This window comes from Neorhizobium sp. 05N33 (assembly GCF_056397445.1).
Window position 1 is genome coordinate 162,782 of sequence record NZ_JBFTNK010000002.1, and the last position, 26,051, is coordinate 188,832.

A 26,051-nucleotide genomic window follows, 5' to 3' on the forward strand; every position below is an offset into this window, starting at 1 on the left:
GGGATACGATCATGAAGATACGCGCAGGGTTTCGCATAGGGTATGAATGCCAGCACGATACGGCGATGCTACTGGTTCTGAATATCCATCCCTCGCGTCGCGCGGACCTTTTGAGCGACCAAGTGCTGAGCTTCGACCGCCCGATCGAGGCCTGGAGCTATCTCGACAGCTTCGGAAACGCCTGCAGCCGGATCGTGGCCCCGCCGGGGCTGACGACGATCTCGACCGAATTCGAGATCTACGACGACGGCATGCCTGACCCGGTGCCGCAAAATGCCTTCCAGCACGACATCAAGGATCTGCCGGACGACGTGCTGGTCTTCCTGCTCGGCAGCCGCTACTGCGACACCGACCGCCTGGCGGATTTTGCCTGGAAGACATTTTCCGCGACGCCTCTCGGCTGGCCGCGGGTGCAGGCGATCCTCGACTTCGCCCACAACCACATCACTTTCAACTACCAGAACGCGGATCCGCTGCGGACGGCCTTTGGAGGTTTTACCGATCGCACGGGCGTCTGTCGCGATTTCGCGCATCTCGCCATCACGCTTTGCCGCTGCATGAACATTCCGGCGCGTTACTGCACCGGCTATCTCGGCGATATCGGCGTCCCGGTGGATATCAACCCGATGGATTTCAGCGCCTGGTTCCAGGTCTATCTCGGCGGGCGCTGGAATACCGTCGATGCCCGTCATAACAAACCCCGCATCGGGCGCATTCTGATGGCGACCGGGCGGGACGCGACGGATGTGGCGCTTTCGACCGCCTTCGGCCCGGCGATCCTGGCTTCTTTCCAGGTGACGACCGAAGAAATACCGGCCTCCGCCTAAATCTTCAAACTGCCGGCCCTTTGGCGCTCAAGCCCGAAAGGGGTACCGTTGATATTCTTCCGCCATCAACAAAAACCACTCATGGTTGCGCGTCGCATGATTTTCAAAACAAAAAGTTGACACTTCGGTCATGATGCATTAGGTAGGGGACATCGATACTTTGTTTGCCGATATTTGTTTTTGCTGCGCATCGCGCTTCTTGACGAACTTTCCCTCTCAAAAGTCGAAACACCCGCCGTGCGTCGCCCGGCGGATTATCAATGTTGCTATGAAAGGGTTCGTTATGGCCACTGGCACAGTTAAATGGTTCAATGCCACCAAGGGCTTCGGCTTCATTCAGCCTGACGACGGCAGCGCCGACGTCTTCGTTCACATCTCGGCCGTCGAACGCGCTGGCATGAGCTCGATCGTTGAAGGTCAGAAGCTCGGCTTTGAACTTGAGCGTGACCGCAAGTCGGGCAAGATGTCCGCAGGCCAGCTTCAGGCTGCCTAAAACTTTAGCCTCCCATGACCACGGATGTACCGGCATGGCGGCAAAAGATATGTGAAGGCCAGGCATATGTCTGGCCTTTTTCCGTTGAGGCATTTGGCTGACGCGAACATCCGCATAACTTCCCGTTAAGCGCGATATTCGTTTTCAACCGCCACATTCAAGATCTGACAAGGAAGATACATTGAGACACCCGAGCGACAACAGCTTTGCCGAGCGCCGCAAGACAGCGGCGGATGCCAAGCGAGAGCTTTTGGCGAAGTTTGCGTCCGCCCCCAAACCGACCGATCCCGCCGTGCAGGAACGACGCGCCGAACGCGAGGCCCTTGCCGCCGCGAGAGAAGCCCGCCGTGCCGAGCGCGAAGCGCTGAAGGCGGCGGAGAACGAACGCCAGCTGCAGGAAGCTGCCGCATTGGCCGCAGCCGCGGAAGCCCATGAAAAGGCCGCAGCCGAGGCCCAGCAAGCGGAAACCAACGCCCGGGTTGCCCGGGTCGTTGCCGATGAAGCCGCCCGCAAGGCGGAGCGCGATCGTCGTTACGCGGCACGCAAGGCCCGTCAGGGCTGATATTCGAGGCATGTGCCTGAAACCATGCAGGCACATCCCGCTTCGGGCCCGCCGCATGCCGAGGCAAAAAAGGTGGATCGATTTCCATGAACGCCAGAGCCTATGCGCCAGCGCCCGATACCGAAGACGATATCGGCGCGTGGCTGAAGATTCTTTCTAAATATCGGCAGCCGCGTTTCGGACGCAGCAGCTTCGAACTGCTTGTCACGGTGCTGCCGTTCGCCGTCCTCTGGGCCGGCGCCTATATTTCCGTATTCCTGGGTTTCCCGATCGGGCTGATCCTCGTCCTTCCCGCCGCCGCTTTTCTGCTGCGGCTGTTCATGATCCAGCACGATTGCGGGCACGGCTCGTTCTTCGCACGTCGACGCCTGGACAATTGGACCGGACGCGTGCTGGGAGTCCTGACCCTGACGCCTTATGACTACTGGCGCCGGGCACATGCCGCCCACCATGCCTCGGCCGGCAACCTCGACGAACGCGGCGTCGGCGATATCACCACGCTGACGATCGCCGAATATCAGGCTCTTCCCTGGTCGCGCCGGCTGGCCTATCGCCTTTACCGCCATCCGCTGGTAATGTTCGGCATCGGACCCGCCTGGCTTTTCCTCTTCAAACAGCGCCTGCCCTTTGGAATGATGGGGTCCGGCGCCCTGCCCTGGATTTCCACGATGGCGACCAATCTCGCGATCGCTGTTCTTGCGGCCTTGATGATATGGGCGATCGGGCTGGTGCCCTTTCTGCTGGTCCACCTGCCGATCGTGCTGATCGCAGGGGCCGCCGGCGTCTGGCTTTTCTATGTTCAGCACCAGTTCGAGGAGACCCATTGGTCGAAGACCGAGGACTGGCAGTTTCCGGAGGCCGCCCTTCACGGCGCCTCCCATTACGACCTGCCGCTGGTGCTTCGCTGGCTGACCGGCAATATCGGCATCCACCACGTCCATCACCTTTCGAGCAGGATACCCTACTACCGGCTGCCCGAGGTGTTGCGCGATCACCCCGAACTGGCCGGCATCGGCCGCATAACGCTTTGGCAGAGCATCCAATGCGTCAAACTCGTGCTCTGGGACGAAAAGAGCCGAAAGCTCCTGTCGTTTCGCGATGCCGCCAAGGCGGCGAAGACTTCTTAACCGCTGCAATCGGCGAGGCTGAAACCACCGCCTGAGCACCGATGCACAAAGACTACCTCCCTACCGATCAAGGACTGTACATTGAACACGACCGAGAACACCAAAACGACCACCGCCCCGACGCCGGCGGCGCATGCGCTGACTGTCGAGCTGACGCCGACCCAGGTCAGGGGCCTCAAGCTGGCGAAGGATGGTGACCTGTTCCCGCAGGAAGCCAAGAAGTGGACGCATCTGAACGCGGTCGTGACTTACGCGCGGAACGACCGGTTCAAGGAACGGCCGCAGAAGATCAAGTTCCTGACGACGACGACGCTGAACGAACTGCGGGAACACGGCCTTCTGCGTGTCCTCAACGAGGACGTCTCGGTGGAAGAATCGGCGCATGGAATCACCATGGCCGGCAAGATATGGCTTCTGAAGAACAAATAACCGATATGCGGTCATACCGTGCGATATGCAGCAGCCGGATCAAGTGAAATACGGCTGCAGCAGATCTCTCTTCTCTTGAGGAGCAGAGAGAAATACCCTTGTATTTGTCCGTTTTCGACCCATATTAGCCGCAGGTAGCAGATTCAGAACGGGCGCTGCGATCAAGGGCGCGAGCCCTGGCCCCAAGGAGGAGGACGGCATGTCTTCCATCAGGCGAATCCAACCTTCTTCCCAGACAGGCCCGCAGTTACATCGGGTAGGTTATGCACACCTGTTCCGCATCGCGGTGCCGGCTGTTTGCATGGCATTCATTCTCTTCATCCTGCTTCGCGACCTATTCTGACTTGGCATACGCATCATCAGAAACCCGGAACGCCGCCCCCCAGAGAACGCGTTCTATCTCGAATTGAAACCGCCATGACCCTGATATTTCCGAATAGAAGCCGCAGTTTCGACGAAGCGCGCAAGGTCGTTCGTTTCCTGGGCTATGACGGCATGTTCGAGGTCAGGTTTTTCGTGGAAGCCGAAGCACTCGCCAGCAGAACGGCGACAGGCATGTCGGAGAACGATTACCTCCAGGCCTTTGATGCGGCCAGATCCAGCATCCAGGATGCTGCAATGAGAGCATATCGCCCCAATCGCGGCACTACCTATACGCTGACGGCGGCCGATCTCGGCTAATTCGGATGGAAATCTGATCGCCTACCGAGAGGCGGCCCGCTGCCTTCGAGGCTCCGGGCGCTCAACGCGGTCAATGAACCGTGGCCCGGTCAGTGCCCATATCATAGACCAATCCATCGTCCCAAGGTCCCGCGTCCCTGAGTGTATCGAGGCTGCCCCAGTCTCTCGATGCGGAGGACCAGAAATGGACCTTCTCACACCCGTCCAGTTTTGCCCTTAGCTTGGCGAACTCGAAAAGATGTCTTGCAACGCGCTGGTCATCGAGAAGGCTGACGGATGCAAAGAGAGGGATTTCGAGCTGGCGCCCGTAGACCGGGTGCTCGCGGGCGAAGACGTGGCAAAGGCCGCGAACATACCCTTGCGCATCCGTCACCGCCAGCCAATCACGGCGCAATGACGCCGAAGCGGTCAGCCGCTTCCATCGCTGCAGATCCAGCCCTGACATGACCAGTTGGACGACCGCGTAAGCGCGATAGACATCCGCAGCGTTGAGGACACCCACGTCGTAATCCATCTCCATATCCTCGCTCCAGGAAGGCCCATGCAGATCGCCGGGCCGGCTCTCCAAACTCTATTTCTGAGTGCTATCGGCGCCATGAACATTGACGCGCATCAACGGGCGCAGGGCTGAACCGTCAGCCCCGCGCTTGCGCTGGGTCAATGAAGCGGCCCGCGTCAGAGATAATCGTTGCGGCATTCATGCTTCCCACAACAAGGAGACGAACATGACGCGAACGATGAAAGCCGCTGTCGTGCACCAATTCGGCAAGCCACTTGCGATCGAATGCGTCCCGGTGCCCGTGCCGGGTCCAGGCGAAATCCTCGTCAAGGTCATGGCCTGCGGCGTCTGCCATACCGACCTTCACGCCGCCGATGGCGACTGGCCCGTCAAGCCCAATCCGCCGTTCATCCCCGGACACGAGGCGGCCGGCATCGTCGTCGAGCTCGGCCCGGGCGTGACAGGATTGAAAGAAGGCGACGCCGTCGGCGTTGCCTGGCTGCACGACGCATGCCTTGCCTGTGAATATTGCGAGACCGGCTGGGAGACGCTCTGCGAGCACCAGCACAATACTGGCTATAGCTGCAATGGCGGATTTGCCGAATATGTCATCGCATCCGCCGCCTTTGCCGCAAGACTGCCGCAGAATGTTGACTTTGCGGCAATTTCGCCGATCCTCTGCGCCGGCGTGACCACCTACAAAGGCCTGAAGGAGACCGAAGCGAGGCCCGGCGAATGGGTGGCGATTTCCGGTATCGGCGGGCTTGGCCATGTCGCTATCCAATATGCCAAGGCAATGGGTTTTCATGTGGTAGCACTCGACGTCAGTGCCGATAAGCTGGAACTTGCCCGCAGCCTCGGCGCCGACCTGATGGTGGATGCCCGCAGGCTTACCGCTGTCGAAGAGGTTATCAGTGCGACCGGCGGCGGCGCGCATGGCGTTCTGGTCCCCGCCGTCTCGCCGCCGGCTTTCTCCCAGGCGATCCGGATGGTGAGACGCAAGGGAACTGTCAGCCTGGTCGGCCTACCGCCCGGCGAGTTCCCGACGCCGATCTTTGACGTCGTACTCAAACGTATCACGGTGCGCGGCTCGATTGTCGGGACACGACGCGATCTCGACGAGGCGATCGCCTTTGCTACGGAAGGCAAGGTCAAGGCGGAGATCCACAAGGCACCGCTCGAGGACATCAACGACATCTTCGCACGCCTGAAGGACGGCAAGATTGACGGACGTATGGTGCTGGATTTTTCGTAAGTACCCTTGTGATCATTCAGCGTCGGGCGATACACGTCCGGCGCTGAAATCATTCGTGCAGGATCGCGGCGGCAATGGCATCGGGCTCTTTCGACGCATCGAGATGCCGCCAGGTTATATCCGCAGGCTTGCGGGCCAATTGCCCGGACAGCACGTCGGTGGTGGCATCCGAGGGGCCTCCGGCCCGTTCGCGGACCCGCTGCCAGAGCAGTTCCGGATCTGCCTCGAGCCAGATACCCTGGAAGCTGGCATCGGTCTTTGCAGCCGCAGCCTCCATGAGGTGCCGATTGTCCGGATCGTCGAAGACTGCGTCGGCGACGACGGATCCTCCCTGGGTGAGGATCAGTTCCGCATGCCTCGCCATTGCGTGATAGACCTTCCTCGATACATCGGGTTGATAGGCCGAGATCGGAAGTCTTGTCTCGGCCGAGACGCCATGCAGGGCTTTCCGGATACGATCGCTTTCGACGATCCTCGCTCCCGGCGGCGCGCCGACCTTGGCGGCCAAGCAATCCGCGACCGTCGTCTTACCGGAACCGCTGAGGCCGCCGATCGCGATCAGGCGCGGCGACGTTTCCCTCAGGAGACCATGGGCGAGATCGAAATAGGACTTCGCTTCCTGCCCCAGCCTGGCGGCATCCTGGCCTGGCTCTTCGGCCTGGGTCGCCGTCACATGCGCGCGGACCGCGGCCCTGATCGCCATCAGGAACGGCAGGAGGCAGAACCCACCCTCGTCGTCTGTTTCATCGAGATAGCGGTTCATCACCAGATTGGCGAGATCGGGGAAACCGCGGTGCCAGAGATCCATCAGCAGAAAGGCAAGGTCATAGAGGACATCGACGGTGGCGATCCCGAGATTGAATTCGATGCAGTCGAACAGGCAAGGCTTGCCGCCCAGCAGGCAGATGTTGCGCAAGTGAAGATCACCATGGCAACGGCGAACCTTGCCCGCCAGCGCCCGCCGGTCGAGAAGCTCGCTGTGTTGCACGAGCCGGGACCGGAAGATCTCGCTCAGTTTCGCCACCTCTCCCGCACCGAAGACATGGCCGGTCGCAAACCCGGCATCGTTGATGTCGAGGACAGCTTCGATATTGGCCGCCCCGCCTCCTTTCGAAACAGCCGGTGCACGGCGATGATAGAACGCTATCATCCGGGCGGTCTGCGTCATCAGCTCCTGCGTCAGATGGCCAGCGATCGCCATCCGGTCGAAGAGCTGGCCCTGTTCGAACCGGGTCATTCCGACGACGGCATCGACGAGCGGCCCGTCGCCGTCGAACTCCAAAGTGCCGGCGTCCGAACGGGTGATCCGCCGCGCGCCGATATAGAGACCGGGAGCAGTCTCGCTGTTCAGCGCGACCTCCTTGCGGCAGGCATCCTCACGGATCGCGGCAGTCGAGAAATCGAGATAGGGAAGTTTGAGCGCTTTCTTCAGCTTGTAGACCCGGTCGCCGACGAGGAAAATCAACGAGATATGCGTCTCCATCCGCTCGACGGGGACTGCGATCCCATAGGATGCCGGGTTGGCCAGAAAGGCTGCCGTCTTGCTCTGATCTTCTGTCATCATGGCTGCACCTTATGCTGAACGGCACCGGCTCGACAGTCCACGGATCGCGGCGTCGGCACATTGAGCTGTGTCAAGGAAAGCGGCTCCGTTCCGGGCGACACAGGTCACCGTAGGCGCCCCCTCATGCGCTCTCAGCGAGAGGAACAGGTCGATTCCCGTGGACATCATGCTCAGACATCACGGCCGATACGAGGCCATCATCCGCCAAGCGATTTCGCTGCCGGCGATGCGGACGGCGGTTGTCCATCCATGTTCGACCGAGACCCTGCGGTCTGCCGTGGAACTCAAGGAACAGGGCCTTCTCGATCCGATCCTGGTCGGCCCGGAGCACAAGATCAGGGCCATCGCGGACGCCGCCGAACTTTCGCTTGCCGGCATCGACATCGAGCCCGTTGAGCACAGCCATGCGGCGGCCGAGCGAAGCGTCGAACTCGCCTCCACGGGCAAGGTCGCTGCCCTGATGAAAGGCAGCCTGCACAGCGACGAATTGCTTTCGGCAGTGGTCGCGCCGGCCTCGAAACTGAAGACCGGGCGGCGCATGAGCCATGTCTACGTCATGGACATTCCGGCCTATGACAAGCTGCTGATCGTCACCGACGCGGCAATCAACATCCAGCCGGACCTCGATCAGAAGCGCGACATCTGCCAGAATGCTGTCGATCTCATGCACCTTCTCGGCGTCGCAAAGCCGCTTGTGGCGGTGCTGGCCGCCGTCGAGACCGTCAACAGCAAGATGCCCTCGACGCTGGACGCGGCGGCTTTGACCGTCATGGCGGCGCGCGGGCAGATCGAAGGGGCGGTCGTCGACGGTCCGCTCGCCTTCGACAATGCAATCAGCGTCGAGGCCGCGCAGGCAAAATGTATCGCCTCTCCGGTCGCCGGCCGGGCGGATATCCTGCTGGTTCCCGATCTCGAAGCCGGCAATATGCTCGCCAAGCAGCTCATTTATTTCGCCGGTGCAGACGCCGCAGGACTGGTCCTCGGCGCCCGGGTTCCTATCATACTGACAAGCCGCGCAGACCCGGCCAAGGTTCGAACCGCGTCGGCCGCTCTTGCGAGGCTCACCGCTGCGAAACGACTTGAAGCAAGGATGCCTCTATGACGGACAACCTTCTCCTGACGTTCAATGCCGGCTCTTCGACGGTGAAGATCGGCATCTTCAAGGTGGACGGCGACAGGCCGGAACGGATCGGCAAGGCCGTCGTCGATTTCGGAACCTACCCGCTGACGCTGCATCTGAAGGAAGGCCCGGAGCAGTTCGATCTGCCGCTGGAGGGCGAAGCCAGCGACGATCTGGCCGAACTGATGGACGAGGTGTTCCGGGAACTCGACAAGCATTTCGACCTCGACGCCGTCACGTCCGCCGGCCACCGGATCGTCCATGGCGGCGACGTCTTCGACGGCCCGGTGGAACTGACCGCCGAGACGATCGCCAAGGTCCAGTCGTTGACGGAACTGGCGCCGCTTCACCAGCCGCAGGCGCTACGGATGATCAGGGCGGTCAGGCACCTGCGGCCGGCGCTTTTCCAGACCGGCTCCTTCGACACCACCTTCCATGCCACGCAGGCGGATCTCGTACGGCGTCTCGCCATCCCCCGCGCCTATCACGACCAAGGCATCAAACGGTACGGCTTCCACGGACTTTCCTACCGGTATGTGGCTGGTGCACTCGTCCGGGAGGCCCCGGACATCGCGAACGGCAAAGTCGTCATCGCCCATCTCGGCAGCGGCGCCAGCCTCTGCGCCATCGAGAAGGGAGAGAGCCGCGATTCCAGCATGGGCTTCTCGACGCTCGACGGCATTCCGATGGCGACGAGGCCGGGCTGGCTCGATCCCGGCGTGCTCTTGCATTTCCTGGGTCCGCTCGGGAAATCGGTCGAGGAGGTGGAGGACATGCTCTACCACAAGTCCGGCCTGCTCGGCGTCTCGGGCCTCAGCGGCGATACCCGCGAACTGATCGCGGACGGCGGCAGCCAGGCCCGGGAGGCAATCGATCTCTTCGCGCTCAGGATCGCCGGCGAGGTCGGAAGGCTTGCCTCGACGGTCGGCGGTCTCGATGCGCTGGTCTTCACCGCCGGCATCGGGGAGAACCAGCCGGAGGTCCGGAAGCGCATCGCCGAACGCCTGCTCTGGCTCGGCGTCGAACTGGATACGGCGGCAAACCACAGCAACGCCCTGAAGATCAGCACGCCCGCGGCCCGCGTCGCGGTTTATGTCATCCCGACCGACGAGGAACGGATGATCGCCGAGGAATGCCTCGCCATCCTCAATTCGCAGCCTTGATCCATGTCATGAGCCCGGGCGGACGCCCGCGGTAGATGTGGTCGACCTATCGAAGGAGAATGAGATGCAACTCAAGACCATCGAGCCGGAAAACCATGAGACGACGGCGGAGGAACTGGCGCTCATCGACCGCTACTGGCGGGCGGCGAACTATCTCTCCGTCGGGCAGATCTATCTGCTTGACAACCCGCTCTTGAAGGAGCCGCTGAAGCCGGAGCATATCAAGCCGCGGCTGCTCGGCCACTGGGGCACCACCCCCGGCCTCAACTTCATCTATGCGCATCTCAACCGGATCATCCGCAACCGCGATCTCAGCATGATCTACGTCTGCGGTCCCGGCCACGGGGGGCCGGGCATGGTCGCCAGCACCTATCTCGAAGGCACCTATAGCGAGATTTATCCCGAGATCGGCGAGGATGCGGCCGGCATGCGAAAGCTGTTCCGGCAGTTCTCCTTCCCCGGCGGCATTCCGAGCCACGCGGCACCGGAAACGCCCGGCTCCATCCATGAAGGCGGCGAACTTGGCTATGCGCTGGTGCACGCCTTCGGCGCGGCCTTCGACAATCCGGATCTGGTGGTCGCCTGCGTCGTCGGCGATGGCGAGGCCGAAACCGGTCCGCTTGCCGCAAGCTGGCATTCGAACAAGTTCCTCAACCCCGCCCGCGACGGTGCCGTGCTGCCGATCCTGCATCTCAACGGTTATAAGATCGCCAACCCGACGCTGCTCGGCCGCATGGCTGACGAGGATATCGACCATCTTTTCCGCGGCTACGGCTACGAACCGTTCTTCGTGGAGGGCCACGAGCCGGAGAAGATGCACCGGCAGATGGCTTCGACCTTCGACGCCGTCTTCGATCGCATCCGCACGATCCAGGCTCAGGCGCGCGAAGGCAAGGCACCAGATACCTGCCCACGCTGGCCGATGATCGTGCTGCGCAGCCCGAAAGGCTGGACCGGCCCGAAAGAAGTCGACGGCAAGAAGGTCGAAGGTTTCTGGCGCGCCCATCAGGTGCCGGTCTCGGGCTGCCGCGAGGATGACGGTCACCGCAAGATCCTCGAGGACTGGATGCGGAGCTACGACCCGGAAGACCTTTTCGACGGCAATGGGCGCCTGAAGGAGGAATTGCGCGCGCTCTCGCCCCGGGGAGAACGCCGCATGGGGGCTAACCCGCGTGCCAATGGCGGCCTCATTCGCAAGGAACTCGTCGTGCCCGACATCCGCAACTATGCGGTGCCCGTCAACACGCCGGGTGCCGAGATGGTCCAGACGACGGAAATCCTCGGCAAATATCTGCGCGACGTGATGAAGCTCAACGACATTAATTCCAACTTCCGGATCTTCGGCCCTGACGAAACGGAATCGAACCGGCTCGGCAATATCTTCGAGGCCACCTCCCGCGTCTGGATGGAACGGATCGAGCCCTACGACGTGCACCTGTCGCGCGACGGCCGGGTGATGGAGGTGCTTTCCGAGCATCTCTGCCAGGGCTGGCTGGAAGGTTATCTGCTGACCGGCCGGCACGGTTTCTTCTCATGCTACGAGGCCTTCATCCACATCGTCGACTCGATGTTCAACCAGCATGCCAAGTGGCTGAAGGTGTCGCGCGAACTGCCGTGGCGGAAGCCCGTTTCCTCCCTCAACTATCTGCTGACCTCGCATGTCTGGCGGCAGGACCATAATGGCTTTTCCCACCAGGACCCCGGCTTCGTCGACCTCGTCGCCAACAAGAAGGCGGATATCGTGCGCATCTACCTGCCGCCGGATGCCAATACGCTTCTATGGATCGGCGACCACTGCCTGAAGACATGGGACCGCGTCAACGTCATCGTCGCCGGCAAACAGCCGGAGCCGCAATGGCTGACGATGGACGAGGCGATCCGGCATTGCGAAGCCGGCATCGGCATCTGGGACTGGGCAGGCAACGAGAGCGGCGCGGTCGAGCCGGACGTGGTGATGGCCTGCGCCGGCGACGTGCCGACCCTGGCGACGCTTGCGGCAGTCTCCCTGTTGCGCGAAGCGATCCCCGACTTGAGGATCCGCGTCGTCAATGTCGTCGACCTGCTCGCCCTGCAATCTCAGGACCAGCATCCGCACGGACTGCCGGACGAGGAATTCGACCGGCTGTTCACCACCGACCGGCCGGTGATCTTCGCCTATCACGGCTATCCCTACCTCATCCACCGGCTGACCTACAAACGCACCAATCACCAGAACATCCATGTGCGCGGCTTCATCGAGGAAGGCACGACGACAACGCCCTTCGACATGACGGTGCTGAACGAACTCGACCGGTTCCACCTCGCTATCGAGGCAATCGCGCGCGTTCCCGGACTGAAGGAAAAGGCGGCTGATGTGGTCGACATGCTGAAGAGCAAGCTTGGCGAGCACACGCGTTATGTCCGCGAACATGGCGAGGACATGCCGGAAATCCAGAAATGGAAATGGCCGGCGCGCTGATGCCGTATCCGCGAAGGTCCTAGCCTCCGGGCCAGGGCCTTCACCCAGGTCGGGAAACTCGACGCGAGATCACGTTTCGGTGTTTCCCGGCGATGTGTGTAACCAACCGCACGCCTCTTCCGTAATCATGCAGGAAAGCAGATTATGGACCGGGAGGTTCCGCCATGATGAACAGACGTATATTCCTGGCCGGCAGCGCGCTGACGCTGGCCGTAGTCCCTCTGGCCGCGAGCATCCGCTCGACGTTCGCGGCGGTCGGAAACAGTTTCCCCGTGACCCATACGGCCGACGAATGGCGCAAGCTTTTGACGCCGGAGCAGTACAATATCCTGCGCGAGGAAGGCACCGAATATCCCGGCAGCAGCGCGCTCCTCAATGAACACCGCAAGGGCACGTTCGCCTGCGTCGGCTGTGACCAGGCGCTTTTCTCGTCGGAGACGAAATTCGAAAGTGGCACCGGCTGGCCGAGCTTCTGGGCACCTCTCAAGGACGCCGTCGGCACGGTGAGCGACACGACGCTCGGCATGGTCCGCGTCGCGGTTCATTGCGCCCGTTGTGGTGGCCATCTCGGCCATGTCTTCGACGACGGACCGAAGCCGACCGGTCTGCGCTACTGCATGAATGGCGCAGTCATGAAATTCCGTGCCGTATCGGCCTGATCCGCCGCCCTATCCTTCATTCACTTCGGTTGAGGAGACCGCCATGAAAAACAGAACGAAAACACCCTATACCCTCACCGCCTTTGCCGGCACTGCGCTGGTTTTGGCAGGCCTGACGTTTGGCGCGGCCAGCAGCGCTACGGCCGAGGAAGGAATTGCCATCCCCGCTCCCGCGATCGACCAGGCGGCGAGCACGGCTGCGACCGAAACCGCCATCTTCGCCGGCGGCTGTTTCTGGGGTGTCCAGGGCGTGTTCCAGCATGTCGAAGGCGTCAAGAACGCCGTCTCCGGATATGCCGGCGGCGCCAAGGATACCGCCGCCTACGAGACGGTCGGTTACGGCAAGACGGGCCATGCGGAATCGGTCCGGGTCACCTTCGATCCGAAAAAGGTCACCTACGGGCACCTGCTGCAGATCTATTTCTCGGTCGCGCATGATCCGACCCAGCTCAACCGCCAGGGGCCGGATACGGGTACGCAGTATCGCTCGACGGTCTTCCCGACCAGCGAGGATCAGGCCCGCGTCGCCAAGGCCTATATCGACCAGCTCAACAAGGCCAAAATCTTCCATGCGGCGATTGCCACGACGATCGAGCCGGGCAAGGCCTTCTATCCGGCGGAAGCCTACCATCAGGACTTCCTGACCCAGAACCCGACCTATCCCTATATCGTCTATAACGACCTGCCGAAGATCGAGAACCTGAAGAAGCTGTTCCCGAGCGATTACCGCGACAAGCCGGTCCTGGTCGCACAGGCCGGCATAGGCAACTGAGCCCGTAACATACGGCTCCCGCACTGCTTTAGCCCAAACGATATCGCCGCCCGTCCGGCGATATCGGCCGTCTCGAAGGCCTCAGCCTTCCTGCGCCGCCTCGGTGCGCCGTGCAACACCCGGAACGCAGAGGCAGGCGACGATGATGAGCGCAGTGATCAGGAACATCGCGATGAAGGTCATGTGCAGCGCGTGCTGAAGCGCGGACCTGATGGGCGAACCGGCCGCAAGTCCGCCGCCGACGCCCTGCAGCAGATCGCGCAACTGATCGGACGTGATCGGCCCCGTAATGGAATTGGCAAGCCCGTAGGTCAGGACGGCGCCGAGAAGCGCTGCACCGAGCGTGCTGCCGAGATTGCGGGAAAAGACGTTGGAGGCCGTCGCGCTGCCGCGTTCGGACCAGCCGACATTGTCCTGGATGATCACCAGGCCGGAGATATTGAGCAGGCCCATGCCGAAGCCCATCAGCAGCGAGCCGGCGCCTGCCTGGACGGGTGAGCTTTCCGGCGTCAGCAGCACCAGGAGAAACGCCCCGACCGGAACGAAGAGGCTGCCGGCGATCATCAGCGGCCGCAGTCCGAAGCGCGGGAACATCCGCGAGGCGAAGGTCCCGCCGCTCGGCCAGCCGACCAGCAGCATGGTCAGCGTGAACCCGGCCACCAGCGGCGAGCGGTTGAGCACCGTCTGCACGTACATCGGCAGGAAGGTCGTCAGCCCCATGATCGCCATGCTGGAGAGAAAGACCGCCGTATTGGCAAAAGCGATCGGCCGCTTCAGCCAGAGTTCCAACGAAACCATCGGAGCCGAGGCGCGCCGCTCCTGCCAGATGAACAGCAGGAAGCTGACGAGGAAGATCGCCAACGAAACGAACAGATAGCCGGTGGCACCTTCGGTTTCGGTGAGCGCGATCATCAGCGCGGAAATGGCCACGGCGAAGAGGCCTGCCCCCAGAAAGTCGATTGATGCCGTCCGGGTCTGCTTTTCTTCGTGCAGGTACACGATGAAGCCAATCGCCGACATGATGCCGATCGGCACGTTGATCCAGAACACCCAGGCCCAAGGCAGGCTGTGGACGATAATGCTGCCGAGCAACGGCCCGACGACCGCAGAAAGCGCCCAGACGCTGGCGAGATATCCCTGGACCTTGCCACGTTCCGCGCCCGGATACAGATCGCCGACGACCGTCATGATGACCGGCTGGATCGCACCGGCGCCGATGCCCTGCAACAGCCGGAAGGCGATCATCGACGGCATCGACCAGGCGAAACCTGCCAGAACCGAGGCGATCAGGAAAATCGCCGTACCGAACAGGATGATCGGCTTGCGGCCGTAGATGTCGGAAAGCTTGCCGAACACCACGGTCATCGCGGTCTGTGCCAGCAGGAAGGAGGAGAAGACCCAGCTATAGAGGTTTAATTGACCGAGCTGGGCGGCGATCTGCGGCATGGCCGTCGAGACGATCGTCGCCTCGATTGCGATCATCGCCATGCTTGCCATGACGGCCGCAATGACGAGCGCCCGGTTGGAGCTTGGATTGGTCATGGGTTCACCTGGGAACGCCGCGGGGCGAACACGATAGGGATGGATGTTCGGCGGTCAAACGGCCGTCGGTGGGGGATGTTTCTTAGTATTCCCCTCCGGGCCGACGTCAAGCGCGAAATCTGGCATTTATCAAGGATATAACGGGCCAATGAGCGTGGCAGGCGGTCAGACGGACTTGATTTCCGGCCGAACGGTGGTCCTGGCCGCCTCATCCCCGCCAGCCGCGACCTGATTGCGACCGTTGTTTTTCGCCCGGTAGAGCGCATGGTCGGCGCGCTCGAACAGTTCCGCGGTCGTCAGCTTGGCGCCTGCTGCGGGATAGAAGGTCGCGGTGCCTATGCTGATCGTCACGTGCCCCCAGGGAAGGTTCTTCTCATGCGGCAATTGAAGGCCGGCGACGCGCTGGCGGATGTTTTCCGCCGCCTTCAACGCACCGGCGCCATTCGTATCCGGCAACAGGACCGCAAGTTCCTCGCCGCCATAACGGGCGGCAAGATCCTTCGACCGACGGATCGAACCGCGCACGACAGTGGCAATCGCTCGCAGACAGTCGTCGCCGGAGGCGTGGCCATAGGTATCGTTGAACAGCTTGAAGTGGTCCGCGTCGATCATCAGAAGAGAGAGCGGCGCGTATTGCTGTGCCGCCTGCAACACCATGTCCTCGAAATGGATATTGAAGGAGCGGCGATTGGCGAGTTGGGTAAGTTCGTCGGTATTGGCGAGCGCATCCAGCTCTTCCTGGAGGCTCTTCTGACGCGTGACGTCGCGTGTGACGGCAACAATGCGAATATCGGTACCGCCGGTGCCGCCCGGCAGCCTGTTCAAAGTGGTCTCGAGCCAGATCTGCTTGCCGTCGGCCCGTTTGCGCCGGACGATCATATTTTCCCTGGTCGACCCTTCCCGCAGCCGGGCCATGACCTCGGTGACGGCACCGTGATCGTCCTCATGCAGGTTCTCGAGAATATGAGTGCCAAGCATCGCCTCGGCGTCGACACCGAGTATCTCCCTGACCGATGGCGAGAGATATTCCCTGATCCCATGGCCGTTGAAGCGTTGAATCAGGTCGCCCGAACCTTCCGCAAGCAGCCGGAATTCCGCTTCGCGCGCCACCAGCAGTGCTTCGCTCGCCCGCCGCAACATCACCTGGCGCCGCCAGCGCCAAACCAGGAAGCCGGTGATCGCCACCAGGATAAGGCACGCGACCCATCGTATCCGCGCGCCCTTCATCCAGGTCGCCAGCGCTTCGGACTGGGATACCGCAGCAAGTCCGACCAGGCCGCTGCGCTCGCTCTGATAAAAGCCGCCTATGCGTTGCAGGCCATCAATCGGGGAGACGTAGTGATAGGAGCCGGAATGCCGTTGGCGGAGATGGTCCGTGAACAGATCGTAGGACGAGATGCTCGATCCAAGCAGCGTCTGGAGGAATGGCGCACGCGCCAGCACGACGCCGTCGCGGCGAACCAACAGGAACGAGCCCTCGCTGCCCAGGCTGAAGCCCTGAAAGAAGTTGGTCAATTCGGTGAGGATGAATGCCGCCAGCGCAACGCCGCCGAAACTTCCGTCCGGATTGCTGATCCTCTGCGTGACCGGCAATATCCACTGACCGTTCAACTTGTTCTTCAACGGCCTGCCCAATACGGGCTCGCGCGTGTCTGAGGATTGGTGGAATACAAAATACTCCCTATCCGAAAAATTCATGCCGCTGGCGTCGATCGAAGACGATGTCGCGACCATTCTGCCATCAGCATCGAAGACGGCGAGGGCGTCGAGCCAAGGGGTGGTCTCGACCTGTCGTTTCATCACCTGCGTGATCTTTGCCGGCATGTCCACCACGTCGCGTTCCTGCTCGATGCGGGTGATCAGGGCCGCCAGCGGAAACCTCGCCATGTCGACCGTGTCGTCGGCATGCTGCACCAGCGCCTTGGCCGTCTGGGCCAAGCCCGCCTCGATGCCGGCGACCTGGGACCTCCAGCTGGAATATTCTCCCCAGGCGATCAGGCCGACGAAGCCGGAGACAGCAAATGCAACGGCAGCAAACGTCCTGGCGGGCAGGAATTTGATTGCACCTATCATCTCTCTCTCCCAAACCGACGCAACAGGGCGCCCCAGGAGTTGCGATCCGCCGGTCAAGGACATTAGGAAGAAGTCGTTTACGTTCGCCTAATCCAACTTACCCGCATTTTAATCATAGATTTGCTGGGCAAAGACGCGAATGAACGTCCTGGACGCCGGCAGCTCGCCGAATGGCTGCAGCCACCTCCTCCTCACGCACGCGCCGCGCGATGCAGGACAGAATATTCAAGTGGTCCGAACGGTTCTGCGGATTGAGAAGCAGGAATACGAGATCGACCGGCTCGTCGTCCACCGCCTCGAAATCGACCGGCTTCGCCAGCCGCGCGAAAAGGCAGAAATGCCGATCGAGGCCCTGCACGTTTGCATGCGGAATGGCAATGCCGGCACCGATCCCTGTCGAACCCAGGGCTTCGCGGTTGGTCAGCACCCGGACGATCTCGCCGGCATCGAGCGCCAGCCTTTCGGCGGCCAGCGCGGCGAGTTGCCGGATCAGGATCGCCTTCGACGGCGGCGCCAGATCCAGCACGATATTCTCCGGCGGGAGATAATCCCGAAGTTTCATGGGGGTCATGTCCATTGATGAAAATAGCAGCGCCTATTGGCCTTCCTGCAGCCGATAACCGACGCCGGTTTCGGTCAGGATATATTGCGGCTGATCGGGCGCTTTCTCGATCTTCTGGCGAAGCTGGCGCACATAGACGCGCAGGTATTGCACGTCGGTCAGGCCGTCCCAGACATGTTCGAGGAGGAACCGGTGGGTCAGGACCTTGCCCGCATGCTGCACCAGGATACGCAGGATGTCGTATTCCTTCGGCGACAGCTTGATCTCCTTGTCGGCAACCTTGACGATGCGCTTGACGAGGTCGACCGAAAGCTCACCGGTCTGGAAGACGGGTTTTTCGCCCTGTGTCTGCAGCCGATGGCGCAGTGCCACCCGGATGCGGGCGACGAGTTCGTTCATGCCGAAGGGTTTCGCCACATAGTCGTCGGCGCCGAGTTCGAGCGCCTTGACGATGCCGGCCTCGTCGGTGCGACTGGAGAGGATGACGATCGGCAGATCCAGCCCCTCGCCCCGCCATCTGGCCAGCAGATCGTGACCCGGCATATCCGGCAGGCCGAGATCGAGGATGATCAGGTCCGGCTTTTCTGATCTTACGAGATCGATCGCGACCTTGGCATTCATCGCCTCGCTGACGGCATAACCCTGGGTGGAGAGGCCCACGCGCAAGAGCTTGCGGATCGGCGGCTCGTCATCGACGATCAGGACGCGCACCGCGGTATTGGTCATTCCTGTTCTCCCATAATGGGCATTTCAGTCGGCACCGGCATCCGGATCGTGAAGATCGCACCCGGGCGATCGGACCGGTTGGACGCCCGGATTGTACCGCCCATGGCCTCGATGAAGCCGCGGCAGATGGAAAGGCCGAGCCCCGTGCCTGCCCGCACATGGTCACCCTTCCGCACCCTGTAGAAACTGTCGAAGATCCGCTCCAGATCGTCGGGCGGGATGCCAGGTCCCTCGTCCATCACCGAGATAAGGATTGAACCGCCATCCTGCCAGCCACGGATATCGATGACTGTGTCTTCCGGCGCGTACTTGGCGGCATTGTCGATGAGGTTGAACAGGACCTGCTCGAACAGGACCGGATCGACCTTCAGCATCGGCATGTCGGCGGGAATGCGGACATTGAGCTTGTGGGCGGAGACAATCTTCGCGGTCCGGCTCAAGGCCGTGCCAACGATATCGCCGGCGAAATGAAAGGCGTAGTTCGGCTCCATGGCACCGGAGCCGATGCGGGTCATATCGAGCAGGTTGGAGATGAAACGGTTCAGCCGCTCGGACTCGTCGACGACGCTGGTCAGCAGTTCGGCACGCGCCTCTTCCGGAATGTCGGCGCCAAAATCCTTGAGCGTGCCCGCCGACCCCATGATCGCGGCAAGCGGCGTCTTCAGGTCGTGCGAGATCGAGGTGAGCAGCGCGGTGCGCAGGCGGTCGGTCTCGGCGGCGAGCTTGGCCTTGTCGACGTCGGAGACAAGCTGGATGCGCTCGATCGCCAGCGCTGCCTGATCTGTCAGCGCATCGAACAGCCGCTGCTGTTCAGGGGTGAGCAACGGTCCCTGCTTATCGTTGTCGAGACCGATGACGCCGACCGCTTCGCGGCCGGTGCGCATCGGCAGGTAAAGACGTTTGGCTCCCGGCAGCGTGTCGGCGGCGCGGCCGGCCGGGCGATTATGCTCCCAGGCCCATTTGGCGGCGGCGATATCCGCATCCACCAGCGTGTCGTCCGGCGGGTAACCGGCCTTGACGGCGATCGAGCCATTCTCCGGCAGCAGGATGACGACGCGGACTTTCAGCATTGAGGCTATCTGGAAGGCGGTCGCCCAGAGCACATCGTCCAGCGTGCCGGTACCGGCGAGTTTCTTCGAGAAGAGATAGAGGTCTTCGGTGGTGCGCGCCCGCTGGCGGGCCGCCGCCGCCTGGCGCTGCACGGCCGCCGTCAGGTTTGAAGCAACGACCGCGACGCCAAGATAAAAGAACAGCGCCACCAGGCTTTCCGGATCCCGGACCGTAAACGTGTAGCGCGGTTCGAGAAAAAAGAAGTTGAAGGAGAGCGCCCCGGCCACCGAGGCGAACAGGCCCGGCCCCAGCCCGCCGCGCACCGCGGCCGCCAACACCGCCATCAGGAAAACGAGGGCAAGGTTGCGGACGTCGAGCGTCTGGTCGAGCGCAGCACCGGCGATGATCGCGAGAGCCACGAAGATCGTACTTTTGACATAGGGCTTGAAGCGGAAGGCCTTGGGCAGCTGCGCCGCCTTCAGGCCGCGTTTCGGTTCGCCTTCCTTGGTGTCGCCGGAGATGACATGGACGCTGATATCGCCCGCGTAGCGGATCAGGTCATAGGTAACCGACCCCTGCAAGATCTGCCGCCAGCGCGGTCTGGCCGGGCGTCCGACGACGATATGGGTGAAGTTGTTGGCATTCGCATAAGCAATGATCTCGCGCGACGGCTGCAGCGCCGGTAGCGTCACGGTCTCGCCGCCGAGCTGTTCGGCCAGCCGCATGTTGGCCGCCAGCCGGTCCTTGTCCTGTTCGGGCAGATTGACCGACTGCGGCGTTTCCAGATGCAGCGCCGCCCAGGGCGCGCGCAGGCGATCGGCCTGGCGGCGGGCGTACCGCACCAGGCTCGCGCCGTTCCTGCCGTGGTCGAGACACACGAGCACCCGGTCGCCCGCCGCCCAGGGGCCGGAAATGGCATGCGCCTGCATGTGGTTGAGGAGTTGCTCGTCGACCCGCTGGGCGGTGCGACGGAGCGCCAGTTCGCGCAGCGCCGTCAGGTTGCCGGGCGAAAAGTAGTTCTCGATGGCACGCCGCGCCGTCTGCGGCACATAGACCTTGCCGTCGTTCAGCCGCTTGATGAGGTCGTCGGGGGTAATATCGATGATCTCGACGTCGTCGGCCCGGTCGATGATGCTGTCCGGCACCGTCTCGCGCACCCGGACACGGGTGATCTGTGCCACCACGTCGTTCAGGCTCTCGACATGCTGGATGTTGAGCGTCGAATAGACGTCGATACCTTGGCTGAGGATTTCCTGCACATCCATGTAGCGCTTCGGATGGCGGCTGCCGGCGGCGTTGGTATGAGCAAGTTCGTCGACCAGAACGAGCGCCGGACGGCGCGCGAGAATAGCGTCGAGGTCCATTTCATCGAGCTGCTGGCCACGATAATCGATCGCCTTGCGGGGCACGATCTCGAAGCCCTCGACCAGCGCCTCGGTCTCCTGGCGGCCATGGGTTTCGACCACGCCGATCACCACGTCGAGACCGTCCGCCCTGCGGGCGCGGCCGGACATCAGCATCTCGTAGGTCTTGCCGACGCCGGGCGCAGCGCCCAGGAAAATCTTCAGCCGCCCGCGCGCCTCACGCTCGGCATGCTCCAGAAGCGCATCCGGCGAAGGCCTGTTCTCACTCTCGCGACTGTCGTCGGGCATGCGGTTTGGTCTTTCGTGTCGGTGGGTGACACCCCCTCACCCGGCCTCCGCTACGCTCGGCCACCCTCTCCCCGAGGGGAGAGGAGGACCGGAAACGCCGCGGCATAACTTTCTTCTCCCCGGCGGGGAGAAGGTGGCCCGAAGGGTCGGATGAGGGGGCGACGCAGCTTGCTACTTCATCGAGTCATAGGAGCATCAATCGCCATATTCAACGCAAGCACATTGACCACAGGTTCGCCGAGAAAACCGAGTTCGCGGCTTTCGACATGAGCCTCGACGAGCGCGCGGACCGCAGCCTCATCCATGTTGCGGGCCTTGGCGACGCGCGGCACCTGGAAGAGCGCGGCTTCCGGCGAGATATGTGGGTCGAGGCCGCTGCCGGAGGCCGTGACGAGGTCGATCGGCACCTCCGCGTTCGGGTTGGTCGCCCTGGCGGCTTCGTAGTCCGTCTTCACCCGGTCGATCAGCTTGGCGCTGGTCGGGCCGAGGTTGGAGCCGGAGGACGAGGCGGCGTTGTAACCGTCGCCGGCAGCCGACGGACGACCCTGGAAGTACTGGTCGCCGGTGAATGCCTGGCCGATCAGCGCCGAGCCGACAACAGTTCCGTCCTTCTCGACCAGGCTGCCATTTGCCTGGACTGGGAAAACGGCCTGGGCGATGCCGGTCATGGCGAAGGGGTAGATCAGGCCGGTAATGGCCGTGGTAGCGACGATCATGACGATCGCAGGGCGAAGTTGCTTGAACATTGTCATTTCTCCAAAAAGCGTTTTCAAGCGAAGTGGATGCCGGTTCGCGTGAAGAAACCGCGTAAAATTTAAGCGAGACCGATCGCGGTGATGATCATGTCGATCGCTTTGATGCCGATGAAGGGAACGAGGATGCCGCCGAGACCATAGACGAGCAGGTTGCGGGAAAGCAGCGCGCCGGCGCCGATAGCCCGGTATTTGACGCCCTTCAGCGACAGCGGGATCAACGCGATGATGATCAGTGCGTTGAAGATGATCGCCGACAGGATGGCGCTTTGCGGCGTGGCGAGCCCCATGATGTTCAGCACGCCGAGCTGCGGGTAGAAGGTCAGGAACATCGCCGGGATGATGGCGAAATACTTGGCGATATCGTTGGCGATGGAAAAGGTGGTCAGCGCGCCACGGGTCATCAGCAGCTGCTTGCCGATCTCGACGATCTCGATGAGTTTCGTCGGGTCCGAGTCGAGGTCGACCATGTTGCCGGCCTCGCGGGCGGCGACCGTGCCGGTGTTCATGGCGACGCCGACATCGGCCTGGGCGAGTGCCGGCGCATCGTTGGTACCGTCGCCGCACATCGCGACGAGCTTGCCCTTGGCCTGTTCCTCGCGGATCAGCGTCAGCTTGTTCTCAGGCGTCGCCTGGGCAAGGAAGTCGTCGACACCCGCTTCGGCGGCAATCGCTGCGGCCGTCATCGGGTTGTCGCCGGTGATCATCACGGTGCGGATGCCCATGCGGCGCAGTTCAGCGAAACGCTCGCGGATGCCGCCCTTAACGATGTCCTTCAGCTGGACGACGCCGAGCAGCTTGCCGTCACGGGCAACGGCAAGCGGCGTACCGCCGGCCTTGGCGATTTCGTCGGCGATCGCCTGCAGCTCGCGCACGATATCGGATTGCGAGCTGGCGGCGATCGCAGCGTTGCCGGAGACCGGAAGCGAACCGGCACGGACATAGGCGAGTACCGCATCGACCGCACCCTTGCGGATTTGCGAACCGTCGAGATCGACGCCGCTCATGCGGGTCTGGGCGGTAAAGGGGACGAAACTCGCCTTCAGGCTCGCCATGTCGCGGCCGCGGATAGCGTACTTTTCCTTGGCAAGCACGACGATCGAGCGGCCTTCCGGCGTTTCGTCGGCAAGCGAGGCGAGCTGGGCGGCATCGGCGAGATCTTGTTCGGAGACGCCGCGGACCGGGCGGAACGAGGTGGCCTGGCGGTTGCCGAGCGTAATCGTGCCGGTCTTGTCGAGCAGCAGCGTGTCGACGTCGCCGGCAGCTTCGACGGCGCGACCGGACATCGCGAGCACGTTGAAGCGGACGAGGCGGTCCATGCCCGCAATGCCGATCGCCGACAGCAGCGCGCCGATCGTCGTCGGGATCAGCGTCACGAACAGGGCGACAAGGATGATGATCGGGATCGAGCCGCCGGCATAGATCGCGAAGCTCGGGATCGTTGCGGTGGCGAGCACGAAGATCAGCGTCATGCCGGCGAGCAGGATGTTGAGCGCGATCTCGTTCGGCGTCTTCTGGCGCTCGGCGCCCTCGACGAGCGAGATCATCCGGTCGAGGAAGGTCGAGCCGGCAGCGGCGGTGATACGGACGCGGATCCAGTCGGAGAGCACCTGCGTGCCGCCGGTCACAGCCGAGCGGTCGCCGCCGGATTCGCGGATGACGGGAGCGCTCTCGCCGGTGATCGCGGCTTCGTTGACGGAGGCGACCCCCTCGATGACTTCGCCATCTGACGGAATGATGTCGCCTGGCTCGACGAGCACGACGTCGCCGACCTTGAGGCTCGTACCGGCAACCATCTTGTACTGGGTGCGGTCGCTGCCCGAGAGCAGCTTGGCCTGGGTTTCGGTGCGGGCCTTGCGCAGCGAATCCGCCTGCGCCTTGCCGCGGCCTTCGGCGACCGCTTCGGCGAAATTGGCGAACAAGACGGTGAACCAGAGCCAGATGTTGATCTGGAAGGAGAAACCGAGATTGCCGTTGCCGACCGCGAGGTCGCGGAGGAAAAGCACGGTGGTGAGGACCGAGACCGTGGCCACGACGAACATGACGGGGTTCCGGGCAAGGGTCCGTGGGTTGAGCTTCTTGAAAGCATCGCCTGCGGCCGGAATGAGTATGCGAGTATCCATGATGCTCGCGGATTTTGCCTGGCTCATAAGAGACTCCAGCTTTGAAAATGAGTTGGCTTGTCAATCGAGGCGACGAAGGGTCGATCAGCCGCGCAAGACTTCGATCACGAGGACAACGGCAAGAATGACCGCCGTCATGATAAAAATTGCATAGGATCCGTAGGGGCTCTGCTTACCCTTGCCTCGCTTTTGCGAGGCAAGGGTGGACTGTCTGCGGAGGGCTTTGCGGATGCTCATGGCATTGCTCCCCTTGGTACCTCAAAACGTCTGGCCGGCGATCATGACCAGGTGTTCGACGACGGGGCCGAGCGCCAGAGCGGGCATGAAGGTGAGGCCGCCGACGATCAGGATGGTGCCGACCAGCAGGCCGACGAAGAGCGGGCCGTCGGTCGGGAAGGTGCCGGCAGACGCCGGAACCGTCTTCTTGGCGACCAGCGAGCCTGCGATGGCGAGCGCCGGAATGATGACCAGGAAGCGGCCCATCAGCATGCCGAGCCCAAGCGTCACGTTGTACCAGGGCGTGTTGCCCGAAAGCCCGCCGAAGGCCGAGCCGTTATTGGCCGCTGCCGAGGTATAGGCGTAGAGGATTTCGGAGAAGCCATGCGGGCCGGCGGTGCCGATCGAGGCGACCGCGGACGGCAGCACCGTGGCGATCGCCGTAAAGACCAGCATGGCGAGCGGCAGGCAGAGAACGGCGAGCACGGCCATCTTCATCTCCTTCGCCTCGATCTTTTTGCCGAGATATTCCGGCGTGCGGCCGACCATAAGCCCGGCCACGAAGACTGCGACGATGATGAAGAGGATGATGCCGTAGAAACCCGCGCCGACGCCGCCGACGATGACTTCGCCGAGTTGCATGTTGATGAGCGGGATCAGGCCGCCGAGTGCCGTGAACGAGCCATGCATGGCATTGACCGCGCCGCAGGAGGCCGCCGTGGTGATGACCGCAAACAGCGACGACAGGGTGACGCCGAAGCGGACTTCCTTGCCTTCCATGTTGCCGCCTTCAAGACCGAAGGCATGCATCAGCGGATTTCCGGCCGCTTCCGCCCAGTAGGTGATGCCGACGCCGGCGATGAACAGGATGCCCATCGAGGCGAGGATCGCCCAGCCCTGGCGCTGGTTGCCGACCATACGGCCGAAAACGTTGGTCAGGGCGGCACCGATCGCAAAGATCGACACCATCTGGATGAGGTTGGATATTGCATCCGGATTTTCGAACGGGTGGGCGGAGTTGGCGTTGAAGAAACCGCCGCCATTGGTGCCGAGCATCTTGATGGCAAGCTGCGAGGCGACCGGGCCGAGCGCGATGGTCTGCTTGGCGCCCTCGAGGGTCGTCGCCTCGACATAAGGTCCGAGCGTCTGCGGCACGCCGAGCCAGACGTAGACCAGCGTCAGCACGATGCAGATCGGCAGCAGGATATAGAGCGTGGCGCGGGTCATATCGACCCAGAAATTGCCGATCGCCTTGCCGGAAGCGCGCGAAAAGGCGCGGATCAGGCCAATGGCGATAGCCATGCCGGTCGCGGCGGAGGCGAAATTCTGCACGTTGAGACCCATCATCTGGGTCAGATAGGACATGGTGCTTTCACCGCCGTAGTTCTGCCAGTTGGTGTTGCTAACGAAACTGACGGCGGTGTTGAAGGAAAGCTCGGGCGGCACCGCAGCCATGCCGGCCGGATTATAGGGCAGGCCGGCCTGCAGCCGCATCATCGCATAGAGCACGACGACGCCGAACAGGTTGAACATCAACAGCGAGAAGGCATAGGAGGTCCAATGCTGGTCTTCGCGTTCGCTGGTGCCGGCCACGGCATAAAGTCCCCGTTCGATCGGAACGAGGACGGGTGACAGAAAAGTGCGCTCGCCTGAAAAGACACGCGTCATGTAACCGCCGAGCGGTTTGACGAGCGCGATGATGATCCCGCAATAAAGCAGGATCTGAAGCCATCCGTTGAGGGTCAT

The 26,051-nt window shown here is 62.3% G+C and carries 23 protein-coding genes; 12 read left to right on the top strand and 11 right to left on the bottom strand.

Features of this window, described 5'->3' with window-relative positions; translation table 11 throughout:
• The first annotated feature begins 11 nt into the window (after nt 1–11).
• The 6 genes from AC1DLT_RS05080 to AC1DLT_RS05105 all read left to right on the top strand — a co-directional run bounded on the left by AC1DLT_RS05080 (nt 12) and on the right by AC1DLT_RS05105 (nt 4,119).
• Complete coding sequence (locus AC1DLT_RS05080; RefSeq protein WP_038540029.1) at nt 12–827, top strand: transglutaminase-like domain-containing protein; 816 nt, start codon at nt 12–14, stop codon at nt 825–827.
• 283 nt (nt 828–1,110) lie between these two features.
• Entirely contained in the window at nt 1,111–1,320 is a 210-nt protein-coding gene (locus tag AC1DLT_RS05085; protein WP_037085395.1) for a cold-shock protein, read from the top strand.
• A 181-nt stretch (nt 1,321–1,501) separates the two neighbouring features.
• Entirely contained in the window at nt 1,502–1,882 is a 381-nt protein-coding gene (locus AC1DLT_RS05090) for a DUF6481 family protein (RefSeq protein WP_038540025.1), read from the top strand.
• Between the two features lie 86 nt (nt 1,883–1,968).
• On the top strand, nt 1,969–3,009 hold the full coding sequence (locus tag AC1DLT_RS05095) for a fatty acid desaturase (protein ID WP_038540022.1): 1,041 nt from the start codon (nt 1,969–1,971) through the stop codon (nt 3,007–3,009).
• A 138-nt stretch (nt 3,010–3,147) separates the two neighbouring features.
• Nucleotides 3,148–3,438 (top strand): hypothetical protein, encoded by a 291-nt coding sequence (locus AC1DLT_RS05100; protein WP_038548735.1) that lies wholly within the window; start codon nt 3,148–3,150, stop codon nt 3,436–3,438.
• A gap of 417 nt (nt 3,439–3,855) precedes the next feature.
• Nucleotides 3,856–4,119: a DUF1488 family protein gene (locus AC1DLT_RS05105; protein ID WP_038540019.1), complete on the top strand. Its 264-nt coding sequence runs from the start codon at nt 3,856–3,858 to the stop codon at nt 4,117–4,119.
• A 70-nt stretch (nt 4,120–4,189) separates the two neighbouring features.
• On the opposite strand, the gene AC1DLT_RS05110 is transcribed toward AC1DLT_RS05105, so the two are convergent.
• Nucleotides 4,190–4,633, bottom strand: a complete 444-nt coding sequence (locus AC1DLT_RS05110) for a hypothetical protein (protein ID WP_477483770.1) — start codon at nt 4,631–4,633, stop codon at nt 4,190–4,192.
• A 211-nt stretch (nt 4,634–4,844) separates the two neighbouring features.
• Here AC1DLT_RS05110 and adhP point away from each other — a divergent pair, with 211 nt between their 5' ends.
• Nucleotides 4,845–5,873 carry an alcohol dehydrogenase AdhP gene (gene adhP, locus AC1DLT_RS05115; RefSeq protein ID WP_477486080.1) on the top strand — a complete coding sequence of 343 codons (1,029 nt, stop codon included), beginning with the start codon at nt 4,845–4,847 and terminating at the stop codon, nt 5,871–5,873.
• 49 nt (nt 5,874–5,922) lie between these two features.
• Here adhP and AC1DLT_RS05120 read toward each other — a convergent pair whose 3' ends face one another.
• The gene (locus tag AC1DLT_RS05120) at nt 5,923–7,437 is read right to left on the bottom strand and encodes a bifunctional aminoglycoside phosphotransferase/ATP-binding protein (RefSeq protein ID WP_477486081.1); all 1,515 of its coding nucleotides are present in this window, start codon (nt 7,435–7,437) and stop codon (nt 5,923–5,925) included.
• A 67-nt stretch (nt 7,438–7,504) separates the two neighbouring features.
• On the opposite strand from AC1DLT_RS05120, the gene AC1DLT_RS05125 reads away from it, so the two are divergent.
• The 5 genes from AC1DLT_RS05125 (at nt 7,505) to msrA (ending at nt 13,609) form a co-directional block, all read left to right on the top strand.
• A complete protein-coding gene (locus AC1DLT_RS05125; protein ID WP_477486082.1) occupies nt 7,505–8,539 on the top strand; it encodes a bifunctional enoyl-CoA hydratase/phosphate acetyltransferase in 1,035 nt (344 codons plus the stop codon).
• Complete coding sequence (locus AC1DLT_RS05130; protein WP_477486083.1) at nt 8,536–9,720, top strand: acetate/propionate family kinase; 1,185 nt, start codon at nt 8,536–8,538, stop codon at nt 9,718–9,720. Before AC1DLT_RS05125 ends, AC1DLT_RS05130 begins: the two co-directional genes overlap by 4 nt.
• Before the next feature lie 64 nt (nt 9,721–9,784).
• Nucleotides 9,785–12,178 carry a phosphoketolase family protein gene (locus AC1DLT_RS05135; RefSeq protein ID WP_477486084.1) on the top strand — a complete coding sequence of 798 codons (2,394 nt, stop codon included), beginning with the start codon at nt 9,785–9,787 and terminating at the stop codon, nt 12,176–12,178.
• A 164-nt stretch (nt 12,179–12,342) separates the two neighbouring features.
• Nucleotides 12,343–12,837 (top strand): peptide-methionine (R)-S-oxide reductase MsrB, encoded by a 495-nt coding sequence (msrB, locus tag AC1DLT_RS05140; protein WP_247037993.1) that lies wholly within the window; start codon nt 12,343–12,345, stop codon nt 12,835–12,837.
• Nucleotides 12,838–12,880: 43 nt separating this feature from the next.
• Complete coding sequence (gene msrA, locus AC1DLT_RS05145; protein ID WP_477486085.1) at nt 12,881–13,609, top strand: peptide-methionine (S)-S-oxide reductase MsrA; 729 nt, start codon at nt 12,881–12,883, stop codon at nt 13,607–13,609.
• A gap of 81 nt (nt 13,610–13,690) precedes the next feature.
• Here msrA and AC1DLT_RS05150 read toward each other — a convergent pair whose 3' ends face one another.
• The 9 genes from AC1DLT_RS05150 to kdpA all read right to left on the bottom strand — a co-directional run bounded on the left by AC1DLT_RS05150 (nt 13,691) and on the right by kdpA (nt 26,051).
• Entirely contained in the window at nt 13,691–15,151 is a 1,461-nt protein-coding gene (locus AC1DLT_RS05150) for an MFS transporter (protein WP_247037997.1), read from the bottom strand.
• A gap of 165 nt (nt 15,152–15,316) precedes the next feature.
• The gene (locus AC1DLT_RS05155; protein WP_477486086.1) at nt 15,317–17,224 is read right to left on the bottom strand and encodes a sensor domain-containing diguanylate cyclase; all 1,908 of its coding nucleotides are present in this window, start codon (nt 17,222–17,224) and stop codon (nt 15,317–15,319) included.
• Between the two features lie 112 nt (nt 17,225–17,336).
• Nucleotides 17,337–17,786, bottom strand: coding sequence for a PTS sugar transporter subunit IIA (locus AC1DLT_RS05160; protein WP_477486087.1), 450 nt, complete (start codon nt 17,784–17,786; stop codon nt 17,337–17,339).
• Nucleotides 17,787–17,819: 33 nt separating this feature from the next.
• A complete protein-coding gene (locus AC1DLT_RS05165) occupies nt 17,820–18,512 on the bottom strand; it encodes a response regulator transcription factor (RefSeq protein ID WP_038539990.1) in 693 nt (230 codons plus the stop codon).
• On the bottom strand, nt 18,509–21,214 hold the full coding sequence (locus AC1DLT_RS05170; RefSeq protein WP_477483760.1) for a DUF4118 domain-containing protein: 2,706 nt from the start codon (nt 21,212–21,214) through the stop codon (nt 18,509–18,511). Before AC1DLT_RS05170 ends, AC1DLT_RS05165 begins: the two co-directional genes overlap by 4 nt.
• 176 nt (nt 21,215–21,390) lie before the next feature.
• Nucleotides 21,391–21,960, bottom strand: a complete 570-nt coding sequence (gene kdpC / locus AC1DLT_RS05175) for a potassium-transporting ATPase subunit KdpC (RefSeq protein WP_477486088.1) — start codon at nt 21,958–21,960, stop codon at nt 21,391–21,393.
• 68 nt (nt 21,961–22,028) lie between these two features.
• A complete protein-coding gene (kdpB, locus tag AC1DLT_RS05180; RefSeq protein WP_477486089.1) occupies nt 22,029–24,116 on the bottom strand; it encodes a potassium-transporting ATPase subunit KdpB in 2,088 nt (695 codons plus the stop codon).
• Between the two features lie 57 nt (nt 24,117–24,173).
• On the bottom strand, nt 24,174–24,326 hold the full coding sequence (locus AC1DLT_RS05185) for a hypothetical protein (RefSeq protein ID WP_172729778.1): 153 nt from the start codon (nt 24,324–24,326) through the stop codon (nt 24,174–24,176).
• A 21-nt stretch (nt 24,327–24,347) separates the two neighbouring features.
• Nucleotides 24,348–26,051 carry a potassium-transporting ATPase subunit KdpA gene (gene kdpA / locus AC1DLT_RS05190; protein WP_477486090.1) on the bottom strand — a complete coding sequence of 568 codons (1,704 nt, stop codon included), beginning with the start codon at nt 26,049–26,051 and terminating at the stop codon, nt 24,348–24,350.

Bases quoted from the DNA above. Each gene is read 5' to 3' on its own strand.
- AC1DLT_RS05105 (WP_038540019.1), top strand. From the start codon at position 3,856: ATGACCCTGATATTTCCGAATAGAAGCCGCAGTTTCGACGAAGCGCGC.
- msrB (WP_247037993.1), top strand. From the start codon at position 12,343: ATGATGAACAGACGTATATTCCTGGCCGGCAGCGCGCTGACGCTGGCC.
- AC1DLT_RS05185 (WP_172729778.1), bottom strand. From the start codon at position 24,326: ATGAGCATCCGCAAAGCCCTCCGCAGACAGTCCACCCTTGCCTCGCAA.
- msrA (WP_477486085.1), top strand. From the start codon at position 12,881: ATGAAAAACAGAACGAAAACACCCTATACCCTCACCGCCTTTGCCGGC.
- AC1DLT_RS05150 (WP_247037997.1), bottom strand. From the start codon at position 15,151: ATGACCAATCCAAGCTCCAACCGGGCGCTCGTCATTGCGGCCGTCATG.
- AC1DLT_RS05095 (WP_038540022.1), top strand. From the start codon at position 1,969: ATGAACGCCAGAGCCTATGCGCCAGCGCCCGATACCGAAGACGATATC.
- AC1DLT_RS05085 (WP_037085395.1), top strand. From the start codon at position 1,111: ATGGCCACTGGCACAGTTAAATGGTTCAATGCCACCAAGGGCTTCGGC.
- adhP (WP_477486080.1), top strand. From the start codon at position 4,845: ATGACGCGAACGATGAAAGCCGCTGTCGTGCACCAATTCGGCAAGCCA.
- AC1DLT_RS05165 (WP_038539990.1), bottom strand. From the start codon at position 18,512: ATGACCAATACCGCGGTGCGCGTCCTGATCGTCGATGACGAGCCGCCG.
- AC1DLT_RS05120 (WP_477486081.1), bottom strand. From the start codon at position 7,437: ATGATGACAGAAGATCAGAGCAAGACGGCAGCCTTTCTGGCCAACCCG.
- AC1DLT_RS05130 (WP_477486083.1), top strand. From the start codon at position 8,536: ATGACGGACAACCTTCTCCTGACGTTCAATGCCGGCTCTTCGACGGTG.
- kdpB (WP_477486089.1), bottom strand. From the start codon at position 24,116: ATGAGCCAGGCAAAATCCGCGAGCATCATGGATACTCGCATACTCATT.
- AC1DLT_RS05170 (WP_477483760.1), bottom strand. From the start codon at position 21,214: ATGCCCGACGACAGTCGCGAGAGTGAGAACAGGCCTTCGCCGGATGCG.
- AC1DLT_RS05110 (WP_477483770.1), bottom strand. From the start codon at position 4,633: ATGGATTACGACGTGGGTGTCCTCAACGCTGCGGATGTCTATCGCGCT.
- AC1DLT_RS05135 (WP_477486084.1), top strand. From the start codon at position 9,785: ATGCAACTCAAGACCATCGAGCCGGAAAACCATGAGACGACGGCGGAG.
- AC1DLT_RS05155 (WP_477486086.1), bottom strand. From the start codon at position 17,224: ATGATAGGTGCAATCAAATTCCTGCCCGCCAGGACGTTTGCTGCCGTT.
- AC1DLT_RS05160 (WP_477486087.1), bottom strand. From the start codon at position 17,786: ATGAAACTTCGGGATTATCTCCCGCCGGAGAATATCGTGCTGGATCTG.
- AC1DLT_RS05080 (WP_038540029.1), top strand. From the start codon at position 12: ATGAAGATACGCGCAGGGTTTCGCATAGGGTATGAATGCCAGCACGAT.
- kdpA (WP_477486090.1), bottom strand. From the start codon at position 26,051: ATGACCCTCAACGGATGGCTTCAGATCCTGCTTTATTGCGGGATCATC.
- kdpC (WP_477486088.1), bottom strand. From the start codon at position 21,960: ATGTTCAAGCAACTTCGCCCTGCGATCGTCATGATCGTCGCTACCACG.